Source organism: Ferribacterium limneticum (assembly GCF_020510585.1).
Lineage (GTDB): Bacteria > Pseudomonadota > Gammaproteobacteria > Burkholderiales > Rhodocyclaceae > Azonexus.
The window spans coordinates 4077815-4094820 of the sequence record NZ_CP075190.1; the positions used below are offsets into that span (position 1 = coordinate 4077815).

Annotated in this window: 15 protein-coding genes; 8 read left to right on the forward strand and 7 right to left on the reverse strand. The window is 63.9% G+C overall.

The features are described 5' to 3' along the window. The first annotated feature begins 104 nt into the window (after positions 1 to 104). The 7 genes from KI613_RS19505 to KI613_RS19535 are packed head-to-tail and all read left to right on the forward strand — an operon-like array spanning position 105 to position 7378. Complete coding sequence (locus KI613_RS19505) at positions 105 to 1085, forward strand: ABC transporter substrate-binding protein (protein ID WP_226402616.1); 981 nt, start codon at positions 105 to 107, stop codon at positions 1083 to 1085. Positions 1086 to 1088: 3 nt separating this feature from the next. Continuing rightward, positions 1089 to 1904, forward strand: a complete 816-nt coding sequence (locus KI613_RS19510; protein ID WP_226402618.1) for an ABC transporter permease — start codon at positions 1089 to 1091, stop codon at positions 1902 to 1904. 12 nt (positions 1905 to 1916) lie between these two features. Then, a complete protein-coding gene (locus KI613_RS19515) occupies positions 1917 to 3047 on the forward strand; it encodes an ABC transporter substrate-binding protein (RefSeq protein WP_226402620.1) in 1131 nt (376 codons plus the stop codon). An 8-nt stretch (positions 3048 to 3055) separates the two neighbouring features. Beyond that, positions 3056 to 3850 (forward strand): ABC transporter ATP-binding protein, encoded by a 795-nt coding sequence (locus tag KI613_RS19520; RefSeq protein WP_226402622.1) that lies wholly within the window; start codon positions 3056 to 3058, stop codon positions 3848 to 3850. 31 nt (positions 3851 to 3881) lie between these two features. Then, positions 3882 to 5711 (forward strand): sensor histidine kinase, encoded by a 1830-nt coding sequence (locus KI613_RS19525; RefSeq protein WP_226402624.1) that lies wholly within the window; start codon positions 3882 to 3884, stop codon positions 5709 to 5711. Next, a complete protein-coding gene (locus tag KI613_RS19530; RefSeq protein ID WP_226402626.1) occupies positions 5692 to 6054 on the forward strand; it encodes a 5-carboxymethyl-2-hydroxymuconate Delta-isomerase in 363 nt (120 codons plus the stop codon). Before KI613_RS19525 ends, KI613_RS19530 begins: the two co-directional genes overlap by 20 nt. Beyond that, positions 6047 to 7378 carry a sigma-54-dependent transcriptional regulator gene (locus tag KI613_RS19535; RefSeq protein ID WP_226402628.1) on the forward strand — a complete coding sequence of 444 codons (1332 nt, stop codon included), beginning with the start codon at positions 6047 to 6049 and terminating at the stop codon, positions 7376 to 7378. Before KI613_RS19530 ends, KI613_RS19535 begins: the two co-directional genes overlap by 8 nt. 71 nt (positions 7379 to 7449) lie before the next feature. Here the strand turns inward: KI613_RS19535 and KI613_RS19540 are convergent, their stop codons facing one another. The 7 genes from KI613_RS19540 to KI613_RS19570 all read right to left on the reverse strand — a co-directional run bounded on the left by KI613_RS19540 (position 7450) and on the right by KI613_RS19570 (position 15549). Then, complete coding sequence (locus tag KI613_RS19540) at positions 7450 to 8376, reverse strand: response regulator transcription factor (protein ID WP_226402630.1); 927 nt, start codon at positions 8374 to 8376, stop codon at positions 7450 to 7452. Beyond that, the gene (locus tag KI613_RS19545) at positions 8363 to 11755 is read right to left on the reverse strand and encodes a hybrid sensor histidine kinase/response regulator (RefSeq protein WP_226402632.1); all 3393 of its coding nucleotides are present in this window, start codon (positions 11753 to 11755) and stop codon (positions 8363 to 8365) included. Before KI613_RS19545 ends, KI613_RS19540 begins: the two co-directional genes overlap by 14 nt. 94 nt (positions 11756 to 11849) lie before the next feature. Beyond that, positions 11850 to 13097: a dihydroorotase gene (locus KI613_RS19550; RefSeq protein WP_226402634.1), complete on the reverse strand. Its 1248-nt coding sequence runs from the start codon at positions 13095 to 13097 to the stop codon at positions 11850 to 11852. A 1-nt stretch (position 13098) separates the two neighbouring features. Next, positions 13099 to 14058, reverse strand: a complete 960-nt coding sequence (locus KI613_RS19555) for an aspartate carbamoyltransferase catalytic subunit (RefSeq protein WP_226402636.1) — start codon at positions 14056 to 14058, stop codon at positions 13099 to 13101. Further along, positions 14051 to 14560 carry a bifunctional pyr operon transcriptional regulator/uracil phosphoribosyltransferase PyrR gene (gene pyrR / locus KI613_RS19560; RefSeq protein WP_226402638.1) on the reverse strand — a complete coding sequence of 170 codons (510 nt, stop codon included), beginning with the start codon at positions 14558 to 14560 and terminating at the stop codon, positions 14051 to 14053. Before pyrR ends, KI613_RS19555 begins: the two co-directional genes overlap by 8 nt. Then, a complete protein-coding gene (ruvX, locus tag KI613_RS19565) occupies positions 14544 to 14972 on the reverse strand; it encodes a Holliday junction resolvase RuvX (RefSeq protein WP_226402640.1) in 429 nt (142 codons plus the stop codon). The genes pyrR and ruvX overlap by 17 nt, the downstream gene beginning before the upstream one ends. A 16-nt stretch (positions 14973 to 14988) precedes the next feature. Then, entirely contained in the window at positions 14989 to 15549 is a 561-nt protein-coding gene (locus tag KI613_RS19570; RefSeq protein ID WP_226402642.1) for a YqgE/AlgH family protein, read from the reverse strand. Between the two features lie 38 nt (positions 15550 to 15587). On the opposite strand from KI613_RS19570, the gene KI613_RS19575 reads away from it, so the two are divergent. Beyond that, positions 15588 to 16994, forward strand: coding sequence for a cryptochrome/photolyase family protein (locus KI613_RS19575; protein WP_226402644.1), 1407 nt, complete (start codon positions 15588 to 15590; stop codon positions 16992 to 16994). Positions 16995 to 17006 lie beyond the last annotated feature (12 nt).

Here is a 17006-nt window from a genome sequence, read left to right on the forward strand (position 1 = left end):
TTGAAAATCATTGCCTTGTGATTTTTCCGACCCTGGCACGCCTCCTGCAAATAAATCCGGTATCCGCGCCCTGCGGCCCACGAGAAAATCTGGAGGAGACACCCATGAACAAAACCATCCGCCTCGCCCTCATCGCCGCCTTTGGCGTCGCCGTGCCATTCGCCGCCCAGGCCCAGACGCCCGATGTCGTGCGTCTCGGCAACCTCAAGTTTGCCCACTACGGCGCCGTGTCGTACATGAAGGAAGCCTGCGGCAAGTACAACCTCAAGGTCGAGGAGCGGATGTTCCCGAAGGGTCCGGACATCATGCCGGCCATCGTCGCCGGTGAAATCGACATCGCCGCGCTGGCCTCCGACGGCGCCATCTCGGGCCGCGCCAATGGCGTGCCGATCGTCACTGTCGCCGGTTTCGCCAAGGGCGGCGCGCGCATCGTCGCCGGCGTCGATACCGGCATCAAGACCCTGCAGGACATGAAGGGCAAGAAGGTCGGCGTGACCCGCGGCGGCGCCCACGAATTGCTGCTTTACGCCGAACTCGAAAAGGCCGGCCTGACCTGGTCCGACAAGCCGGGCAAGGATGTGCAGATCGTCTTCCTCGCCTTCGCCGATCTGAACCAGGCGCTGGCCGCCAAGCAGATCGATGCGATGAACCAGTCCGAACCGCAGTCGTCGCAGGCGCTCAACAAGAAATTCGGCGTCGAGGTCATGAAGCCCTACAGCACGGCGATGGGCGAGCCGGTACGCCTGCTGGTCATGACCGAGAAGATGTACAACGAGAAAAAGGACGTCGCCCAGCGCCTGCTCAAATGCTTCGTCGAAACCACCGCCCTGTTCAACAAGGACACCGCACTGGCCGACAAGTACGTGCGCGAATCGATGTTCAAGGGTCAGATCACCGCGCAGGATTTCAAGGACGCGATGGACAACGCCGACTACACCTACGACGTGACGCTCGAGCACATCGACATCACCACCGACTTCATGCAGAAATACGGCGTCGGCCGCATGGCCAAGCCGCCGAAGGCCGCCGAGTGGGTCAAGCTCGACCTGCTGCAGAAGGCCAAGGCCGACCTCAAGGTCAAATAAGCCATGCTGCAGAAACTGAAAGATTTCGCCCACGGCTCGCTGGTGCCGGTGCTGCTCCTCATCCTGTGGGAGGCCGGCTCGCGTTTCGGGCTTTTCTCGGAGGTACTGCTGCCTTCGCCGACCGCCGTCGCCATCAAGTGGTGGGCCTACCTGCTGCCGCTGCAGCCGCAGGAAGCCGGCCAGAGCTACCTCGCCTGGCTGGTTTCCGGCGAGATGCTGCATGACGCCTACTCCAGCCTGTTCCGCGTCGTTGCCGGCTTCCTGATCGGTGCCGCGCTGGCCCTGCCGCTTGGCCTGCTGATGGGCGCCAGCACCCGCATCTACGCTCTGTTCAACCCGCTCATGCAGATCCTCCGGCCGATTCCGCCGATCGCCTACATTCCGCTGGCGATCCTGTGGTTCGGCCTGGGCAATCCGCCCTCCTTCTTCCTGATCGCCATCGGCGCCTTCTTCCCGGTGCTCATGAACACCATCGCCGGCGTTCGGCAGGTCGACGGCATCTTCCTGCGTGCCGCCCGCAACCTCGGCGTCAATCAATGGACGATGTTCACCCGCGTCATCCTGCCCGCCGCCACGCCCTACATCCTGGCCGGCGTGCGCATCGGCATCGGCACCGCCTTCATCGTCGTCATCGTTTCCGAAATGATCGCAGTCAATGACGGCCTCGGCTTCCGCATTCTCGAAGCGCGCGAATTCATGTGGTCGGACAAGATCATCGCCGGCATGATCACCATCGGCCTGCTCGGGCTGGCCATCGACACCGCCGTCAGCCGTCTGAACAACCACCTGCTGCGCTGGCATCGTGGCCTGGAACACTGATCCGGAGACAACATGCGCTACACCACAGCACTGAAATTTGCGCTCTGCGCCGCCCTCGTTCTGGCCGATGCCGCCCATGCCCAGTTGCGCGTCGTGCAGATCGCCCCGCTGTCCGGCCCGCTGGCCGAAACCGGACGGCAGGTCCAGCAGGGTGCCCAGCTCGCCTTCCGCGAAGCCAACGACGCCGGCGGCATCAATGGCCAGAAGATCGTCCTCGAAACCCTCGACGACGCCTACAAGGTCGACGAAACCCTGCGCCTGGCCCGCGAAGTCGCCAAGCGGCCGGAAAAACCGGTCGCCCTGCTCGGGCTGGTCGGCACCGGCAACGTCGCCGCGTTGATCAAGGAGCACGTCATTGACGACATCGGCGTCCCTGTCGTCGGTGTCCGCACTGGCGCCACCGCCCTGCGCCAGCCGACACATCCCCTGGTCTATCACCTACGCGCCTCGTACAGCGCCGAGGTGGACAAGCTGATCGAGGTTGCCAGCACCATCGGCAACAGTCGATTCGCCGTCATGTATCAGGACGATCCGTTCGGGCAGGATGGCCTTAAAGCCCTGCAACAGGCGCTCGACCAGCGCAAGTTGCCGCTGGTGGCCAGCGCCAGCTACGAAAAGAACACGACCAAGGTCGAAGCAGCGGTCGATACCCTACTCAAGGCACCGAGCATTTCGGCCATCATCCTCGTCGCCAACAGCAAGGCAACCGCGGCCTTCGTCAAAGCCTATCGGGAAAAAGGCGGACTGGCCCAGCTCTACACCCTGTCGGTCACCAACGACCGGGAGGTGGTCGCCACCATCGGCGCCAGGCTGGCGCGTGGCCTCGGCATCACGCAGGTCGTCCCTTTCCCGACTTCGGGCGTCCTCCCGCTCACCCGCGGTTACCAGCGCCTGCTGGCGAAATACCAGCCCGACGGACAGCCCAACGTCTCCAGCATGGAAGGTTATCTCTACGGCAAGGTCCTAATCGAAGCCTTGCGCCGCGCCGGGCCGAAACCGAGCCGTGAAACGCTGACCAAGGCCCTCGCCGCCGGCCCCTTCGAGTTCGGTGGCTACCAGATCAAATTCCCCTCCGGCAGCCACGAAGGTTCCGACTTTGTCGAACTGACGATGATCGGCGCCGAAGGCAAACTCATTCGCTAGGACCATCCATGACTACCCACATCGACATCCGCCAGGTCAACAAGGTCTTTCGCACCGGCGAACGGGAAGTGATCGCCCTCAAGGAGATCAATCTCGAAATCAGGCAAGGCGAGTTCGTCTGCCTGCTCGGCCCCTCGGGCTGCGGCAAATCGACGCTGCTCAACGCCGTGGCCGGCTTTCAGCCGCCATCGAGCGGCGAAATAGTCATCGAAGGCAAGAAGATCCTCAAGCCTGGCCCGGATCGCGGCATGGTCTTCCAGGAATACGCCCTCTTTCCGTGGATGACGGTGGCCCAGAACATCGCCTTCGGCCTCGAAATCCAGAAAAAGGACAAGGCCGAGATCGAGCTGACGGTGAACCAGTTGCTCGACCTGCTGCACCTCACCGACTTCCGCGATCGTTTCCCGAAGGATCTCTCCGGCGGCATGCGCCAGCGCGTTGCCATCGCCCGCGTGCTCGCCCTCGACTCGCCGATCATGCTCATGGACGAGCCGTTCGGCGCCCTCGACGCGCTGACCCGGCGCAACCTGCAGGACGAGCTGCTGCGCATCTGGGAAAAGCTCGGCAAGACCATCCTCTTCGTCACCCACTCGATCGAGGAGTCGATCTACCTGGCCGACCGCATCGTCGTCATGACCTACCGCCCCGGCACGGTCAAACGCGACCAGATCGTCGACATGCCACGGCCGCGCGATCCGTCGTCGGCCGCCTTCAACGACCTCAAGCGCGAACTCGGCCGCCTGGTCATGGAGGAGCAGGAACGCCACGCCAACGACGAAATGAAACTTGCTGCGGTCGACTGAGAAAAACGGCCAAAATCGGTAGGATGACGGGGTGAATCCCAACCAAGTCCCCCGCCCGGCCGGGCGAAATCGCCGCACCCTGCTCCTGCTCGGTGCGGCGGTTTGTTTCTGCCTGCTGCTCGGCGGGCTGACCTACCGCGTCTTCTTCGGCATCCATCTGGACAGCGACCGGCATCTGTCCGCCCAGCGCCTCGACGCCTTTGCTCTGTCGCTCGACGCCACGCTGGCCCGCCACGAATCGCTGCCCGGCCTGCTCGCCCTCGACCCGTCGCTCGCCGCGCTGCTCCGCGACCCGGGCAACCCGCAACGGATCGCCGCTGCCAACGCCTACCTTGAAGCCGCCCAGCAGGGCGCCGCGGTCGCCGCGACCTATCTGATCGACGCCAAAGGCATGACCCTGGCCGCCAGCAACTGGCGCCTGCCGCACAGCTTCGTCGGCCACAACTACGCCTTTCGCCCCTATTTCCGCGACGCGCTGAAGAATGGCCTCGGTCGTTTCTACGGCGTCGGCGTGACCACCGGCGAACCCGGCTATTTCCTCGCCGCCCCGGTCCGCGAACAGGGCAAGGCGCTCGGCGTAATCGTCCTCAAGGTGGGTTTGGAAGCCATGGAACAAGCCATGGCCGGCGCCGGCGAAACACTGCTGCTGGCCGATGCCGACGGCATCGTCTTTCTCTCCTCGGACCGCCAGTTGCATTACCGGACGCTGGCGCCGCTCAGCGCCGCGGTCAGTGCCCGACTGGCCGAGACTCAGCAATATGGCAACCAGGCCATCAGGCCGTTGGCCACCCGGACGATTCCGCTCAACGCCAGCGAACCGATCCGCCTCGCCCTGCCCGAACAGGCGCCCCGCGAATGGCTGATCCACGCCCGGCCGGTCGGCAATTCAGGTTGGCAGGTCGTCCAGTTGGGCGACCCCGGCGAAGCGCGCAGCACGGCAACCGCCGCCGCCACTGCCGTCGCCTTCGCCACTGCCTTCCTGCTCGGCGTCGCCGCTCACTTTCGCCAGCGCAGCCGCCGGCGCGAAGAATTGCGCCGCATCTACGCCGAACTTGAAACCCGCATCGCCGAACGTACGGCCGATCTGACCGAGCAGATCGCCGCCCTCGAGAGCACCAAGGCGATCCTGCGCGAAACCCGCGACGCCGCCGTGCAGGCCGGCAAGCTGGCGACGCTGGGTCAGATGTCGGCCGGCATCAGCCACGAACTGAACCAGCCGCTGGCCGCCCTGCAAACCTTTGCCGACAACGCCAGCGCCCTGCTCGCCCGCAGCCGTTACGACGAAGTCGCCGAGAACCTGCAGATGATCAGCGAGCTGGTCGACCGCACCGGGCGCATCGTGCGCCAGCTCAAGACCTTCGCCCGCAAGGAAGCGCCGACGCCGCAGGCGGTAACGGTGACGAGCGCCATCGAACACGCGTTGATGATCGTCGAGCCGCGTCGCCGCGAAATCGGCGCGCGCATTGCCGTCGCTCCATCCGCGCCAGATTTGCTGGTCGTCGCCGAAGCCGGTCGGCTGGAGCAGATACTGGTCAACCTGCTGCGCAACGGGCTGGACGCCATGGCCGGTCAGCCGGAACCGGTGCTCGACGTGGCGACCCGGCGCGACGGCGACGCCGTCAGCATCGCCGTCAGCGATCATGGCGCCGGCCTGTCGGACGACGCCCGCAGCCACCTCTTCGAGCCTTTCTACACCACCAAGCCGGCCGGCGAAGGCCTCGGCCTCGGCTTGGCCCTGTCGCTGACCATCGCCGAAAGTTACGGCGGCACGCTGAGCGCGCACAATGCGCCCGAAGGCGGCGCCGTTTTCGTGCTGAGCCTGCCTTCTGCTGGAGAGACCAATGCCCCATCTGACGCTTGAATACACCCGCAACCTGAGCGATTTCGATCCGACCGTGGCGCTCGCCGCGATCAATGCGGCGGCCTTCGATTCCGGCCTGTTCGGCGAGCCGGATATCAAGAGCCGGGCCATCGGTCTCGATTGCTTTCAGATCGGCGTTCTGCCCGGCGCGCGCGGCTTCATCCACATCCGCATTGCCCTGCTGGCCGGGCGCAGCGACGAGGAACGGCAGCATTTGGCCGAGGCCGTGCTGGCGGCGCTGAATGCCACGGTCAACCGGAAAAAAGGCATGGAAATCCAACTCAGCGTCGAAACGGTCGATCTCGACCGGGCCAGCTACGCCAAGGCCGTGATCGATGGCTGAACTGACAGTATTTCTGGTTGAGGACGACGCAGCCGTCCGCAAAGGCTGCGAGCAGGCGCTGTCGCTGGCCGACATCCCGGTGCGCGGCTTTGCCGATGGCGAAGCCATGCTTGCCGCGCTGGTTGCCGGCCAGCCGGCGTTGGTGGTGACCGACGTGCGCCTGCCGGGCAAGGACGGCCTCGAACTGCTGCGCGAACTGCGCCAGCACGACCGCGAACTGCCGGTGCTGCTGATGACCGGCCACGGCGACGTGGCCATGGCTGTCGAGGCGATGCGCGAAGGCGCCTACGATTTCATCGAAAAGCCGTTCCCCTCAGAGCGCCTGATCGCCGCCGTGCGCAGCGCCCTAGAAAAGCGCGCCCTGATCCTCGAAAACCGGCAGCTCAAGGAACGCATCGGCGACAACGGCGTCGCCCGCATCATCGGCCAGTCGCCCATCATGCAGCGCATTCGCCAGCTCGTCGGCACGCTGGCGCCGACCGGCGTCGATATCCTGCTCAATGGCGAAACCGGTAGCGGCAAGGAAGTCGCCGCCCGCGCCATCCACGAAGCCAGCCACCGGCGCGGCCCTTTCGTCGCCATCAATTGCGGTGCGCTGCCTGAAACGGTCTTCGAAAGCGAGCTGTTCGGCCACGAAGCGGGCGCTTACACCGGGGCCGGCAAACGCCGTATCGGCCGCATCGAACACGCCAACGGCGGTACGCTGTTCCTCGACGAAATCGAGTCGATGCCACTCAACCTGCAGGTCAAGTTGTTGCGCGTGCTGCAGGAACGCAGCGTCGAGCGGCTGGGCAGCAACGCGGCGATTCCCGTCGATTGTCGGCTGGTCGCGGCGAGCAAGATCGACCTCAAGGCGGCGTCGGATGCCGGCCAGTTCCGCGCCGATCTGTATTACCGCCTCAACGTCGTCAGCCTCGACCTGCCGCCACTGCGCCAGCGGCGCGAGGATATTCCGCTGCTCATGGCGCATTTCCTGCACGAAGCGGCGCTGCGTTTCCAGCGCCCGTTGGCGGGTTGGACGCCGGCCGATCTGGCGCGCTGGTCGGCCCACGACTGGCCGGGCAATGTCCGCGAATTGAAGAACGTCGCCGAACGCTGGGCCCTCGGCCTGCCCGACGCGCTGCGCGGAAACGAGGTGCCGGTACCAGCCGCGCTGTCGCTGGCCGAGCAGGTCGATGCAACCGAACGCCAGATCATTGAAAGCGTGCTTGGCCAGTGCGCCGGCAACGTCGCCCAGGCCGCCGAAGTGCTGCACACTCCGAAGAAAACGCTGTACGACAAGCTGACCCGGCACGGCATCGCGGCAGACAACTTCAGGCATTGAGGCCGGCGATTTTCCACGGTCTACCGGGCTTGCTACGGTCAACTGGAAAAAACGGCCAAAATTGAAATGACTCAGGCGCCGCGCATCTTGCTCATGGCCAGATTGGCCGCTGCCGTGCGCGTTTCAACGCCGAGTTTCTCGAAGACGTGTTCGAGGTGCTTGTTAACCGTGCGCGGGCTGTTGCCGAGGATTTCGCCAATGTCATTACTCGTCTTGCCCTGCACGACCCAGTAAAGCACTTCGGCCTCGCGCTGGGTCAGGCGGAAGGCGGCGATCAGCGATTCGACGGCCGAGGCGTCGTTTTCCTCGCGCAGCACGACGAGCCATTCATCGTCGCCGGTCTGGTCGTGGAACGACGCGAGCAGGCGCTTGTTGCCTTCGGCGATGAGCAGGGCCGGCGCATCGCGGCCATCGGCGCGGGCGCGCAGAGCGGCGGCGATCCAACTCAGCAGCTCTTCCGGGGCGACCGTTTCCGGGTTGGCGAAATAGGCGTTGAGCAGGCTGCGGGCGAGCGGCGTCTGCCAGACAATCTTGCTGTCGGCGGCGCGCACGGCGACGGTAGCCTGGCCGAAGGCATCGAGCGCGCTGCGCGCCTGCTTCATCTGCCGGGCGTTGGCCATGTGGGCAGCGATGCGGGCCAGTACCTCGGCCGGGCGGATCGGCTTGGTGACGTAATCGGCACCACCAGCGGCGAAGGCAGCGACGACGTGCTCGGTTTCGGTCAGGCCGGTCATGAAGACGATGGGGATGTGCTGGGTCGAGAAATCGGCTTTCAGGCGACGGGCCACTTCGAAGCCGTCCATGCCGGGCATCAGCGCGTCGAGCAGAATGACGTCGGGCAGGCTCTGGCGTGCCCGCTGCAACGCCGCTTCGCCGTGCGTCGCGACGAGCACGGTGTAGCCGGCCTCGTCTAACGCATCGTGCAGCAGGGAGAGGTTTTCCGGCACATCGTCCACGATCAGGACGATGTCGGAGATGGTCCGGTCAACTGGCGGCATCGCGCATTTTCCTGAGAATTTCCTTCATCGCATCGAACTGGAATTGTCGCGCAAGATCGCGCAGGATGCGGACGAATTCGCCGTGGCTGGCATCCATCCGCTCGATCTCGGCGAGCTTGTTGAGGATGCCGCGCAGGTAGCCGAGGGTGATCAGTTCATCGAGCGCGGCCATTTCGGTTTCATCAGGCGGCAGCAGCGGCAGGGGTTCGGCTGGCGCGGCGGGGGTTGCGGCGACCGGTGCTTCGGCGGTGACCCATTCGAGGTCGAGCTTGCGGCCCAGCCAGGCGAGCAGTTCGTCGACCTTGAGCGGCTTGACGATGAAATCGTCGGGCGTCACGCCGACATCGTTGTCCAGCCCCTTGTCGTAGGCGTTGGCCGAGAGGATGGCAATGCTGGCCTCGTTATGGCCCTGCTGACGCAGGCGGCGGATGGTTTCCCAGCCATCGATGCCGGGCATGCCGAGGTCCATGAAAATCAGGTGCGGCGCGAAACGCGGCACGGCGGCCAGGCATTCGTAGCCGCTGGCCGCCTGCTCGACAACGAAGCCGAGCGGTTCGAGGACATTTTGCAGCAGGTCGCGGTCGACCTTTTCGTTGTCGACCACCAGAATGCGCTGCCGCACGCCGACGTAGCCGATGCGGTTGAGTTTGGGCAGTTCCCGCGCCGCCTGCGCCGAATGCACCGAGGGCAGGAAGAGGCGGATGCGGAACAGCGTGCCTTCGCCCGGCGGGCTCGACACCTGCATTTCACCGCCCATGAGGTCGGTCAGCATGCGGGCGATGGTCAGGCCGACGCCGCTGCCGCCAGCCTGCACGCTGCTGCCGCGCGTGAAAGGCTCGAAGATGCGCTCCATGTCGGCAGCCGGAATACCGGGGCCGGTGTCGCGGATTTCAAAAATCGCCATGTCGCGCCGGCATTCGACGCCGAAAGTGACGCCGCCGCGCACGGTGAATTTGACGGCGTTGCCGAGCACGTTGATCAGGATCTGACGCAGGCGTTTTTCGTCGGCTCGGACGACAGCCGGCACCTCGCCGAGCGGCCGGTACTCAAAGCTCAGCCCCTTGTTGCGCGCTTGCAGCTCGAACATGCCGACGATCTGCTGCATCAGTTCGGGGAAATCCATCGCCCTAACGTCAAGCGTCAGCTTGCCGCCCTCGATGCGGGCGATGTCGAGCGTGCCTTCGATAACCGACAGCAGGTGGTCGCCGGATTTGCGGATGACGCTGACGGCCTGGGCACGGTTGGGCGGGACGTCCTCGTCGGCAGCGAGAATCTGGGCGTAGCCGAGGATGCTGTTGAGCGGTGTCCGTAGTTCGTGGCTGATCGCCGTGATGTAGCGGCTCTTGGCCTGGTTGGCCTGCTCGGCGACGACCCGGGCTTTTTGCAGCGCCTCATCGGTGCGCTGGTGCGATTCGATTTCCTGCATGAGCAACTGCGTTTGCCGGTTCGACTCCTCCTGCGCGACGCGCCGGCTTTCCTGGGTCAGCACCATCCACCAGGCGATGACCCCGGAGAGCATGAGCAGCGCCGCGAAGGTCTTGATGAAGCTGTCCTGCAGGCGGGCAATGACGGCCGGTTCGGGTGCGCCGAGGGCCAGCAACTCGTGCGTATAAAGCACGCCGAGAATCAGCGCGAGGATCGGCACGATGCCGGTCATCAGCAGCAGGTAGTGGCCGAGGCCGGTCTCAAGGTAAGGCAGCGCGGCCTTGGGCAGGATGCGCCGGAGCACCGCGTTCCATTGCGCGCCAAGATGGCCGGCCGGCTTGCACTGGTCATGGCAGCGGGCATCGAGCGTACAGCACAGCGAGCAGATCACGCCTTGGTAGGCGGGGCAGTAGGCCATGTCCTCGCCTTCGTAGTCGCGTTCGCAAATTGAGCATTTTTTTCGGTTGACCGTGGGAACCTCTTTGGGGCGGACCAAGTAGTAGCGCCCCCCCGTTCCCCAAGCAATCAGCGGCGAGGCAACGAACGCCGCGACCAGCGCGACAAATGGCGCATACGGCTGCAGCGCCTCGCCAAACAGCCCGACGAAGGTGCACACTGACAACAGCGAGGCGATGGCCATGGCGCCGACGCCAACCGGGTTGATGTCGTATAGATGACTGCGCTTGAACTCGATGCCCGGCGGCGACAGGCCAAGCGGCTTGTTGATGACGAGGTCGGCGACGACAGCCGCCATCCACGAAATGGCGATGTTCGAGTAAAGCCCGAGCACCTGGCCGAGCGCCTGGAAGACATCGAGTTCCATGAGGAGCAGCGCGATCAGGGTGTTGAAAACGACCCAGACAACGCGGCCAGGGTGGCTGTGCGTCAGCCGGGAGAAGAAATTCGACCAGGCCAGCGAACCGGCGTAGGCGTTGGTAACGTTGATCTTGAGCTGCGAAATGACGACGAACAGCGCCGTCGCAGCAACGGCCAGCGTCGTGTTGTCGAAGACGTGCGAAAAGCCGATCAGGTACATCTGGTTCGGGTCGACCGCCTTTTCGGCGGGAATGCCGTTGCGCAACACGAGCCAAGCGAGCAGTGCACCACCGAGCATTTTGAGGACGCCGGGCACCACCCAGCCCGGCCCGCCGATGATGACGGCCAGCCACCAACGCCGATTGTTGGCTGGCGTTTTTTCCGGCATGAAGCGCAGGTAATCGACCTGTTCCGCCATCTGCGTGACCAGCGCGATGCCGACGGTCAGCGCCGCCGCGAAGAGGTGCGGGTTGAAGCTGGCTTCACCGCCCCGCTCGCCGCCGTATTGCCAGAGGCCGGACAGCGCCTGCGGATCTTCGAGGAAAAGGAAGGCGTAGGGCAGGACGAGCAGGAAAATCCACAGCGGCTGCGTCCACGCCTGCAGTTTGCTGATCGCTGTGACGCCGTGGGTGACCAGAGGAATGACCACAAGCGCACAGATCAAGTAACCCCAGACCGGCGGAATCTTGAAGGCGAGTTCGAGCGCATAGGCCATGATCGCCGCTTCGAGGGCGAAGAATATGAAGGTGAAACTGGCGTAGATCAGCGAGGTGATCGTCGAGCCGATGTAGCCGAAGCCGGCGCCGCGCGTCAGCAGGTCCATGTCCAGCCCGTGGCGGGCAGCCATGACGCTGATCGGCAGACCGATCAGGAAGATGATCAGGCCGGTGGCAAGAATGGCCCAGAAAGCGTTGAGAAAACCAGCCTGGACGAGCATGGTCGCACCGACCGCTTCGAGCACGAGAAACGAAGCCGCGCCAAAGGCCGTGTTGGCGACGCGCAACTCGGACCATTTGCGGAAACTGCGCGGGGTAAAACGCAGCGCGTAGTCTTCCAGGGTTTCGTTGGCAACCCAGGTGTTGTAGTCGCGCCGGATTTTGATGATGCGCTGGGTAGCCGTCGTGAGCTGTGGATCCATGCGGCGATTAAACCATGAATCAACAGTTCAGACGGGCAGGCGAATCAGTGCCGAAGTCACCATTTCTCGCCCGCCAAGCGCGGGCTGCACCACCTCAAGCCTGATAGACGACGCGTCCGCCAACCAGCGTGGACTTCACCTTGCCGGTCATCATGTAACCGGTCCATGGCGAATTCTTGCCACGGCTCCTGAGCGCATCCGGCGTCAGTTGCCAGGTCGCTTCCGGGTCGAAGATGCAGATATCGGCGGCGGCACCGACAGCGAGCTGACCGCTGGGCAGGCCGAGGACAGCAGCCGGCGCCGAAGTAATGCGGGCCAGCGCATCAGGCAGGCTGACGCCGGCTTCTTCGGCCCATTTCAGGGTGAGCGGGAGCAAAACCTCAAGCCCGGTCGCCCCCGGCTTGGCTTCGCCGAAAGGCAGCAACTTTTCATCGGCGCCGACTGGGGTGTGATCGGAACAGATGGCGGCCAGACCAGCAGCGGCGGCTTTCGACAAGGCCTGACGATCGCTCTGGGCGCGTAGCGGCGGGCTGAAACGGGCGTGCGGGTTGAAGTAGCCGATATCGTTTTCGGTCAGCAGCAGGTGATGGACGCCGATGTCGAAAGTGACCGGCAAGCCTTCATGCTGCGCCCGCTGGACGAGTGCCACGCCAGCCGCCGACGACAGGCGGGTCAGATGTACGCGGCAACCGGTATCGCGCACGAGCTGGACAATGGTGCCGACGGCAATGGTTTCGGCGGCGACCGGAATGCCGGCCAGACCGAGACGGCTGGACACCTCGCCCTCATGCGCGATGCCGTTGCGCGACAGCCAGTAATCCTGTGGCTGTAGCCAGATGGCGAAGCCGAAGGTGGCGGCGTATTCCATGGCGCGAAGCAGCGCTTCGGTATCGGTGACCGGCCGGTTGGCCTGCGAGAAGGCAACACAGCCGGCCTTCTTGAGACCGGCCAGTTCAGCCAGACGCTCGCCATTGAGACCCAAGGTCAGGGCACCGAGCGGCAGGACGCGCGCCTTGCGGATTTCCTTGGCGCGATGAACGAGGCGATCTGCCAGTTCCGGCTCGTCGAGCGGCGGATCGGCATCGGGCGGTACGACAACCGAAGTCACGCCACCGGCAACGGCAGCGGCCAGTTCGGCTTCGATGGAGTTGAGGCGGGCGCCAAGGTCGATCAGGCCCGGACAGACAACGCAACCGGCAGAGTCGATGGTTTGGTCGGCGACAAAGCCGGCCGGTGCGTCGCCCAGCCCGGCGATCTTGCCGTCGACGACATACAACGAAGTACTGCGGTCAACACCGTTTTTCGGGTCAATTACGCGGCCATTCTGGATAAGGATGTTCATCTCAATTCCCCGCAACGATGCTCATGACGGCCATGCGAACCGCGATACCAAAAGTGACTTGCGGCAGGATCACTGCCTGCGCCCCGTCGGCCACTGCCGAATGGATTTCGACGCCGCGGTTCATCGGCCCCGGGTGCATGACGATGGCGTCCGGCTTGGCCAGCGCCAGCTTCTGCGGCGTCAGGCCGTAGTGGCGGAAATATTCGCCGGCCGAGGGCAGCAGGGCGCCGGTCATCCGTTCGTTCTGCAGGCGCAGCATGATGACGACGTCGACGTCTTTCAAACCTTCGTTCATGTCGTGGAAGACATGCACGCCAAGCTTGTCGAGATGCTTCGGCAACAGGGTTTCCGGCCCGATGGCGCGAACTTCCGGAACGCCCAGCGTGGTCAGCGCATGAATATCCGAACGGGCCACGCGCGAATGCAGGATGTCGCCGACGATGGCGACGCGCAACTGAGTGAAATCCTTCTTGTAGTGGCGGATCGTGTACATGTCGAGCAGGCCCTGCGTCGGGTGGGCGTGGCGACCGTCACCGGCATTGACGACATGGACGTCGTCGCGGCCGATGCGCTGCAGATGCTCGGCAATCAGGTAGGGCGCGCCGCTCGACGCGTGGCGCACGACGAACAGGTTGGCGTGCATGGCGACGAGGTTGTCGATGGTGTCGAGCAGTGTTTCACCCTTGGCCGTCGACGACTTGTTGATGTCGAGGTTGATGACGTCGGCGGAGAGACGCTTGGCGGCGATCTCAAAGGTCGTCCGGGTGCGCGTCGAGTTTTCGAAGAACAGGTTGAAGACGCTCTTGCCGCGCAGCAGCGGCACCTTCTTGACGTCGCGTGCCGAGACTTCCATGAAGGAGGCAGCGGTATCGAGAATCTGCGTCAGGATGCGCTGGGGCAGCCCCTCGATCGACAGCAGGTGGGTCAGTTCGCCATCCTTGTTCAACTGCGGGTTATGCATTTTCCATTCTCCAAACCAGTCGACCGTCGTCCTGCTTGCCCAGCACCAGATTCTGGTGGTCATTGAGCTCCACTGCCCACGCCCCGTAGGTTGCGGCCACCGGCAACTCACGCCCGCCGCGGTCGGCCAGCACGGCCAGTTCGATGGAGGCCGGACGACCGTAGTCGAACAGTTCGTTGATCGCCGCCCGCGTCGTCCGGCCGGTGTACAGCACGTCATCGACCAGGATCAGGTGGCGGCCTTCGACGTCGAAGGGGATGACCGTCGGCTTGCACTGCGGATGCAGACCTTTTTCGGCGAAATCGTCGCGATAGAAGGAAACATCGATCAGGCCGATGTCTTCCGGCAGGTCGAGCAATTCGCGCAGGCGTCCGGCGATCCACGCTCCGCCGCTGTAGATGCCGACCAGCGCCGGTTTCCGGAAAAGTTGCGGACGAATCAGTTCGGCCAGTTGGCGACACTGCGCCTCGGCATCGGGTAATACTTCAGGCTGGGGTGACATGGTGCGGGCTTTCGAACCAGGTTTGAAGGATGAGTTGCGCTGCCACGGCATCGAGCAGCGGCTTGGCTGATTTGCTGTTGCGACCGGTTTCACGAAGGCGGGATTCGGCATCGACGGAAGTCAGGCGTTCGTCGGCAAAACCGACCGGCAGGTTGTAGCGGCGCTTGAGGCGCTCGGCGAACTTGGTGGCCAGCCGGGTCATTTCATGTGGCGTACCGTCAGCATGCATGGGCAGGCCGACGACCAGTTGCACCGGTTGCCATTCGGCGACCAGTTTGCCGATGGCAGCGAAACGGTCGTCGTTGGATTCGGCGTGGATAGTGGTCAGCGGGTGGGCCGTGCCGAGCATCGTTTCGCCGGTGGCGACACCGATGCGCTTTTCACCGAAGTCGAACGCGAGGACGGTGCCCATCAACGAGCTGACCGGCTCATGCGTGTCCGGCCACGTCGGAAAGCTGGGTGAAGCTGATGCCGAGCTTTTGCATGGCGGCCGGCAAGCGCTCTTCCGGCGGCAGGTCGAAGAGGATTTCGGCCTTGGCCGGCACGGTCAACCAGGAATTCTGGGCCAGCTCGTTTTCCAGCTGCCCGGCATCCCAGCCGGAGTAACCCAGCGTGACGATGATTTCGGCCGGCAGGCCGGCGCTGCCCACCGAGTTGAGCACATCGCGCGAACTGGTCAGACCGACCTCGCTGTTGACGGCCAGCGTGGACTGCCACTTGCCGATCGGACGATGCAGGACGAAACCGCGGTCAAGCTGGACCGGGCCGCCGAAATAGACCGGGAGGTTGGCCAGATTTTCGGCCGCCAGCTTGATGTCGATCTTGTCGAACAAGCCAGCCAGATTCATGTCAATCGGGCGATTGACAATGATCCCCAACGCCCCGTTCTCATTGTGTTCGCAAATGTAGATCAGGGAATTCGAGAAATACGGGTCTTCCAGCGTCGGCATCGCGATGAGGAAGTTGTCGGTCAGGTTGACGTTGTCCATAACTGGAATTTTAATCGTCGGGAAGGTACAAACCAACCATGAAAAAAGAAAAAGCCCTCGTCTGGTTTCGCCGTGACCTGCGCGACCATGACCACGCCGCCCTGAGTGCGGCACTGGCCGGGGCGCAACAGGTTTATTGCGCCTTTGTTTTCGACACTGAAATTCTCGATGCGCTACCGGCTCGGCGCGACCGCCGCGTGCATTTCATTCGCGAATCGCTGGTCGAGCTCGACGCGGCCCTGCGCGCCAGGGGTGGCGGCCTGATCATCCGCCACGGCCGGGCGACCGAGGAAATTGCGGCACTAGCCAAGGAACTCGGCGTGTCGGCGGTGTTTGCCAACCGCGATTACGAGCCGGCCGCCAAGCGGCGCGATGCCTCCGTTGCGGAATCACTTTTGGCTGAAGGCATAGGCTTCCAGGCGTTCAAGGATCAGGCCGTCTTCGATGGCAATGAAGTGCTAACACAGGCCGGCCATCCCTTCTCGGTGTTCACGCCCTACAAGAATGCATGGCTCAAGCGCTTGACTGCAGCCGACTGCGTCGAGTGGCCGTGCCATGGACAACTGGCCGACTGTGACTTGACGGGTATCCCGAGCCTGGCTGAAATCGGCTTCGAAACCAGCGATCTCGAGACCTTGGGCATACGCCCCGGCATGTCGGGTGCCCGCGCCTTGTGGGAGGAGTTCCGCCATGGACGCATCGAACGCTACGGCGCCCTGCGCGACTTCCCGGCGGTCAAGGGCGTTTCCTACCTGTCGGTACATTTGCGCTTTGGCACCATCGGCATACGCGAACTGGTCCGCACTGCGCTGATCGCCAGGGACACGACCTGGCTCAACGAGCTGATCTGGCGCGACTTCTATTTCATGATCCTCGACCACTTCCCGCACGTCGTCGGTAGCGCTTTCAAGCCCGCCTACGATGCGGTGCGCTGGGACGACTGGCCGGATGGCCTGGCCGCCTGGAAGGAAGGGCGCACTGGCTATCCGCTGGTCGATGCCGCGATGCGCCAGCTCAACCACAGCGGCTGGATGCACAACCGGCTGCGCATGATCGTCGCCTCCTTCCTGAGCAAGGATCTCGGCATCGACTGGCGGTTAGGCGAACGCTATTTCGCTGATCAGCTCAACGATTTCGACCTGTCGGCCAACAACGGCGGCTGGCAATGGGCGGCATCGACCGGCTGCGACGCGCAACCGTATTTCCGCATTTTCAACCCGGTGACGCAGTCCGAACGCTTCGACCCGGAGGGGAAGTTCATTCGCCGCTATGTTCCCGAACTGGCCAAAGTCGCCAACAAATACATCCACGCGCCGTGGCAAATGGGGCGCCTCGAGCAGGAAAACATTGGTGTTGTGATCGGGAGAGACTACCCAGCGCCGATTGTCGATCACGCTTCGGCCCGGGAAAAGACTTTGGCGCGCTACGCCATACTTAAAAATTAGGCATTTTTCCCG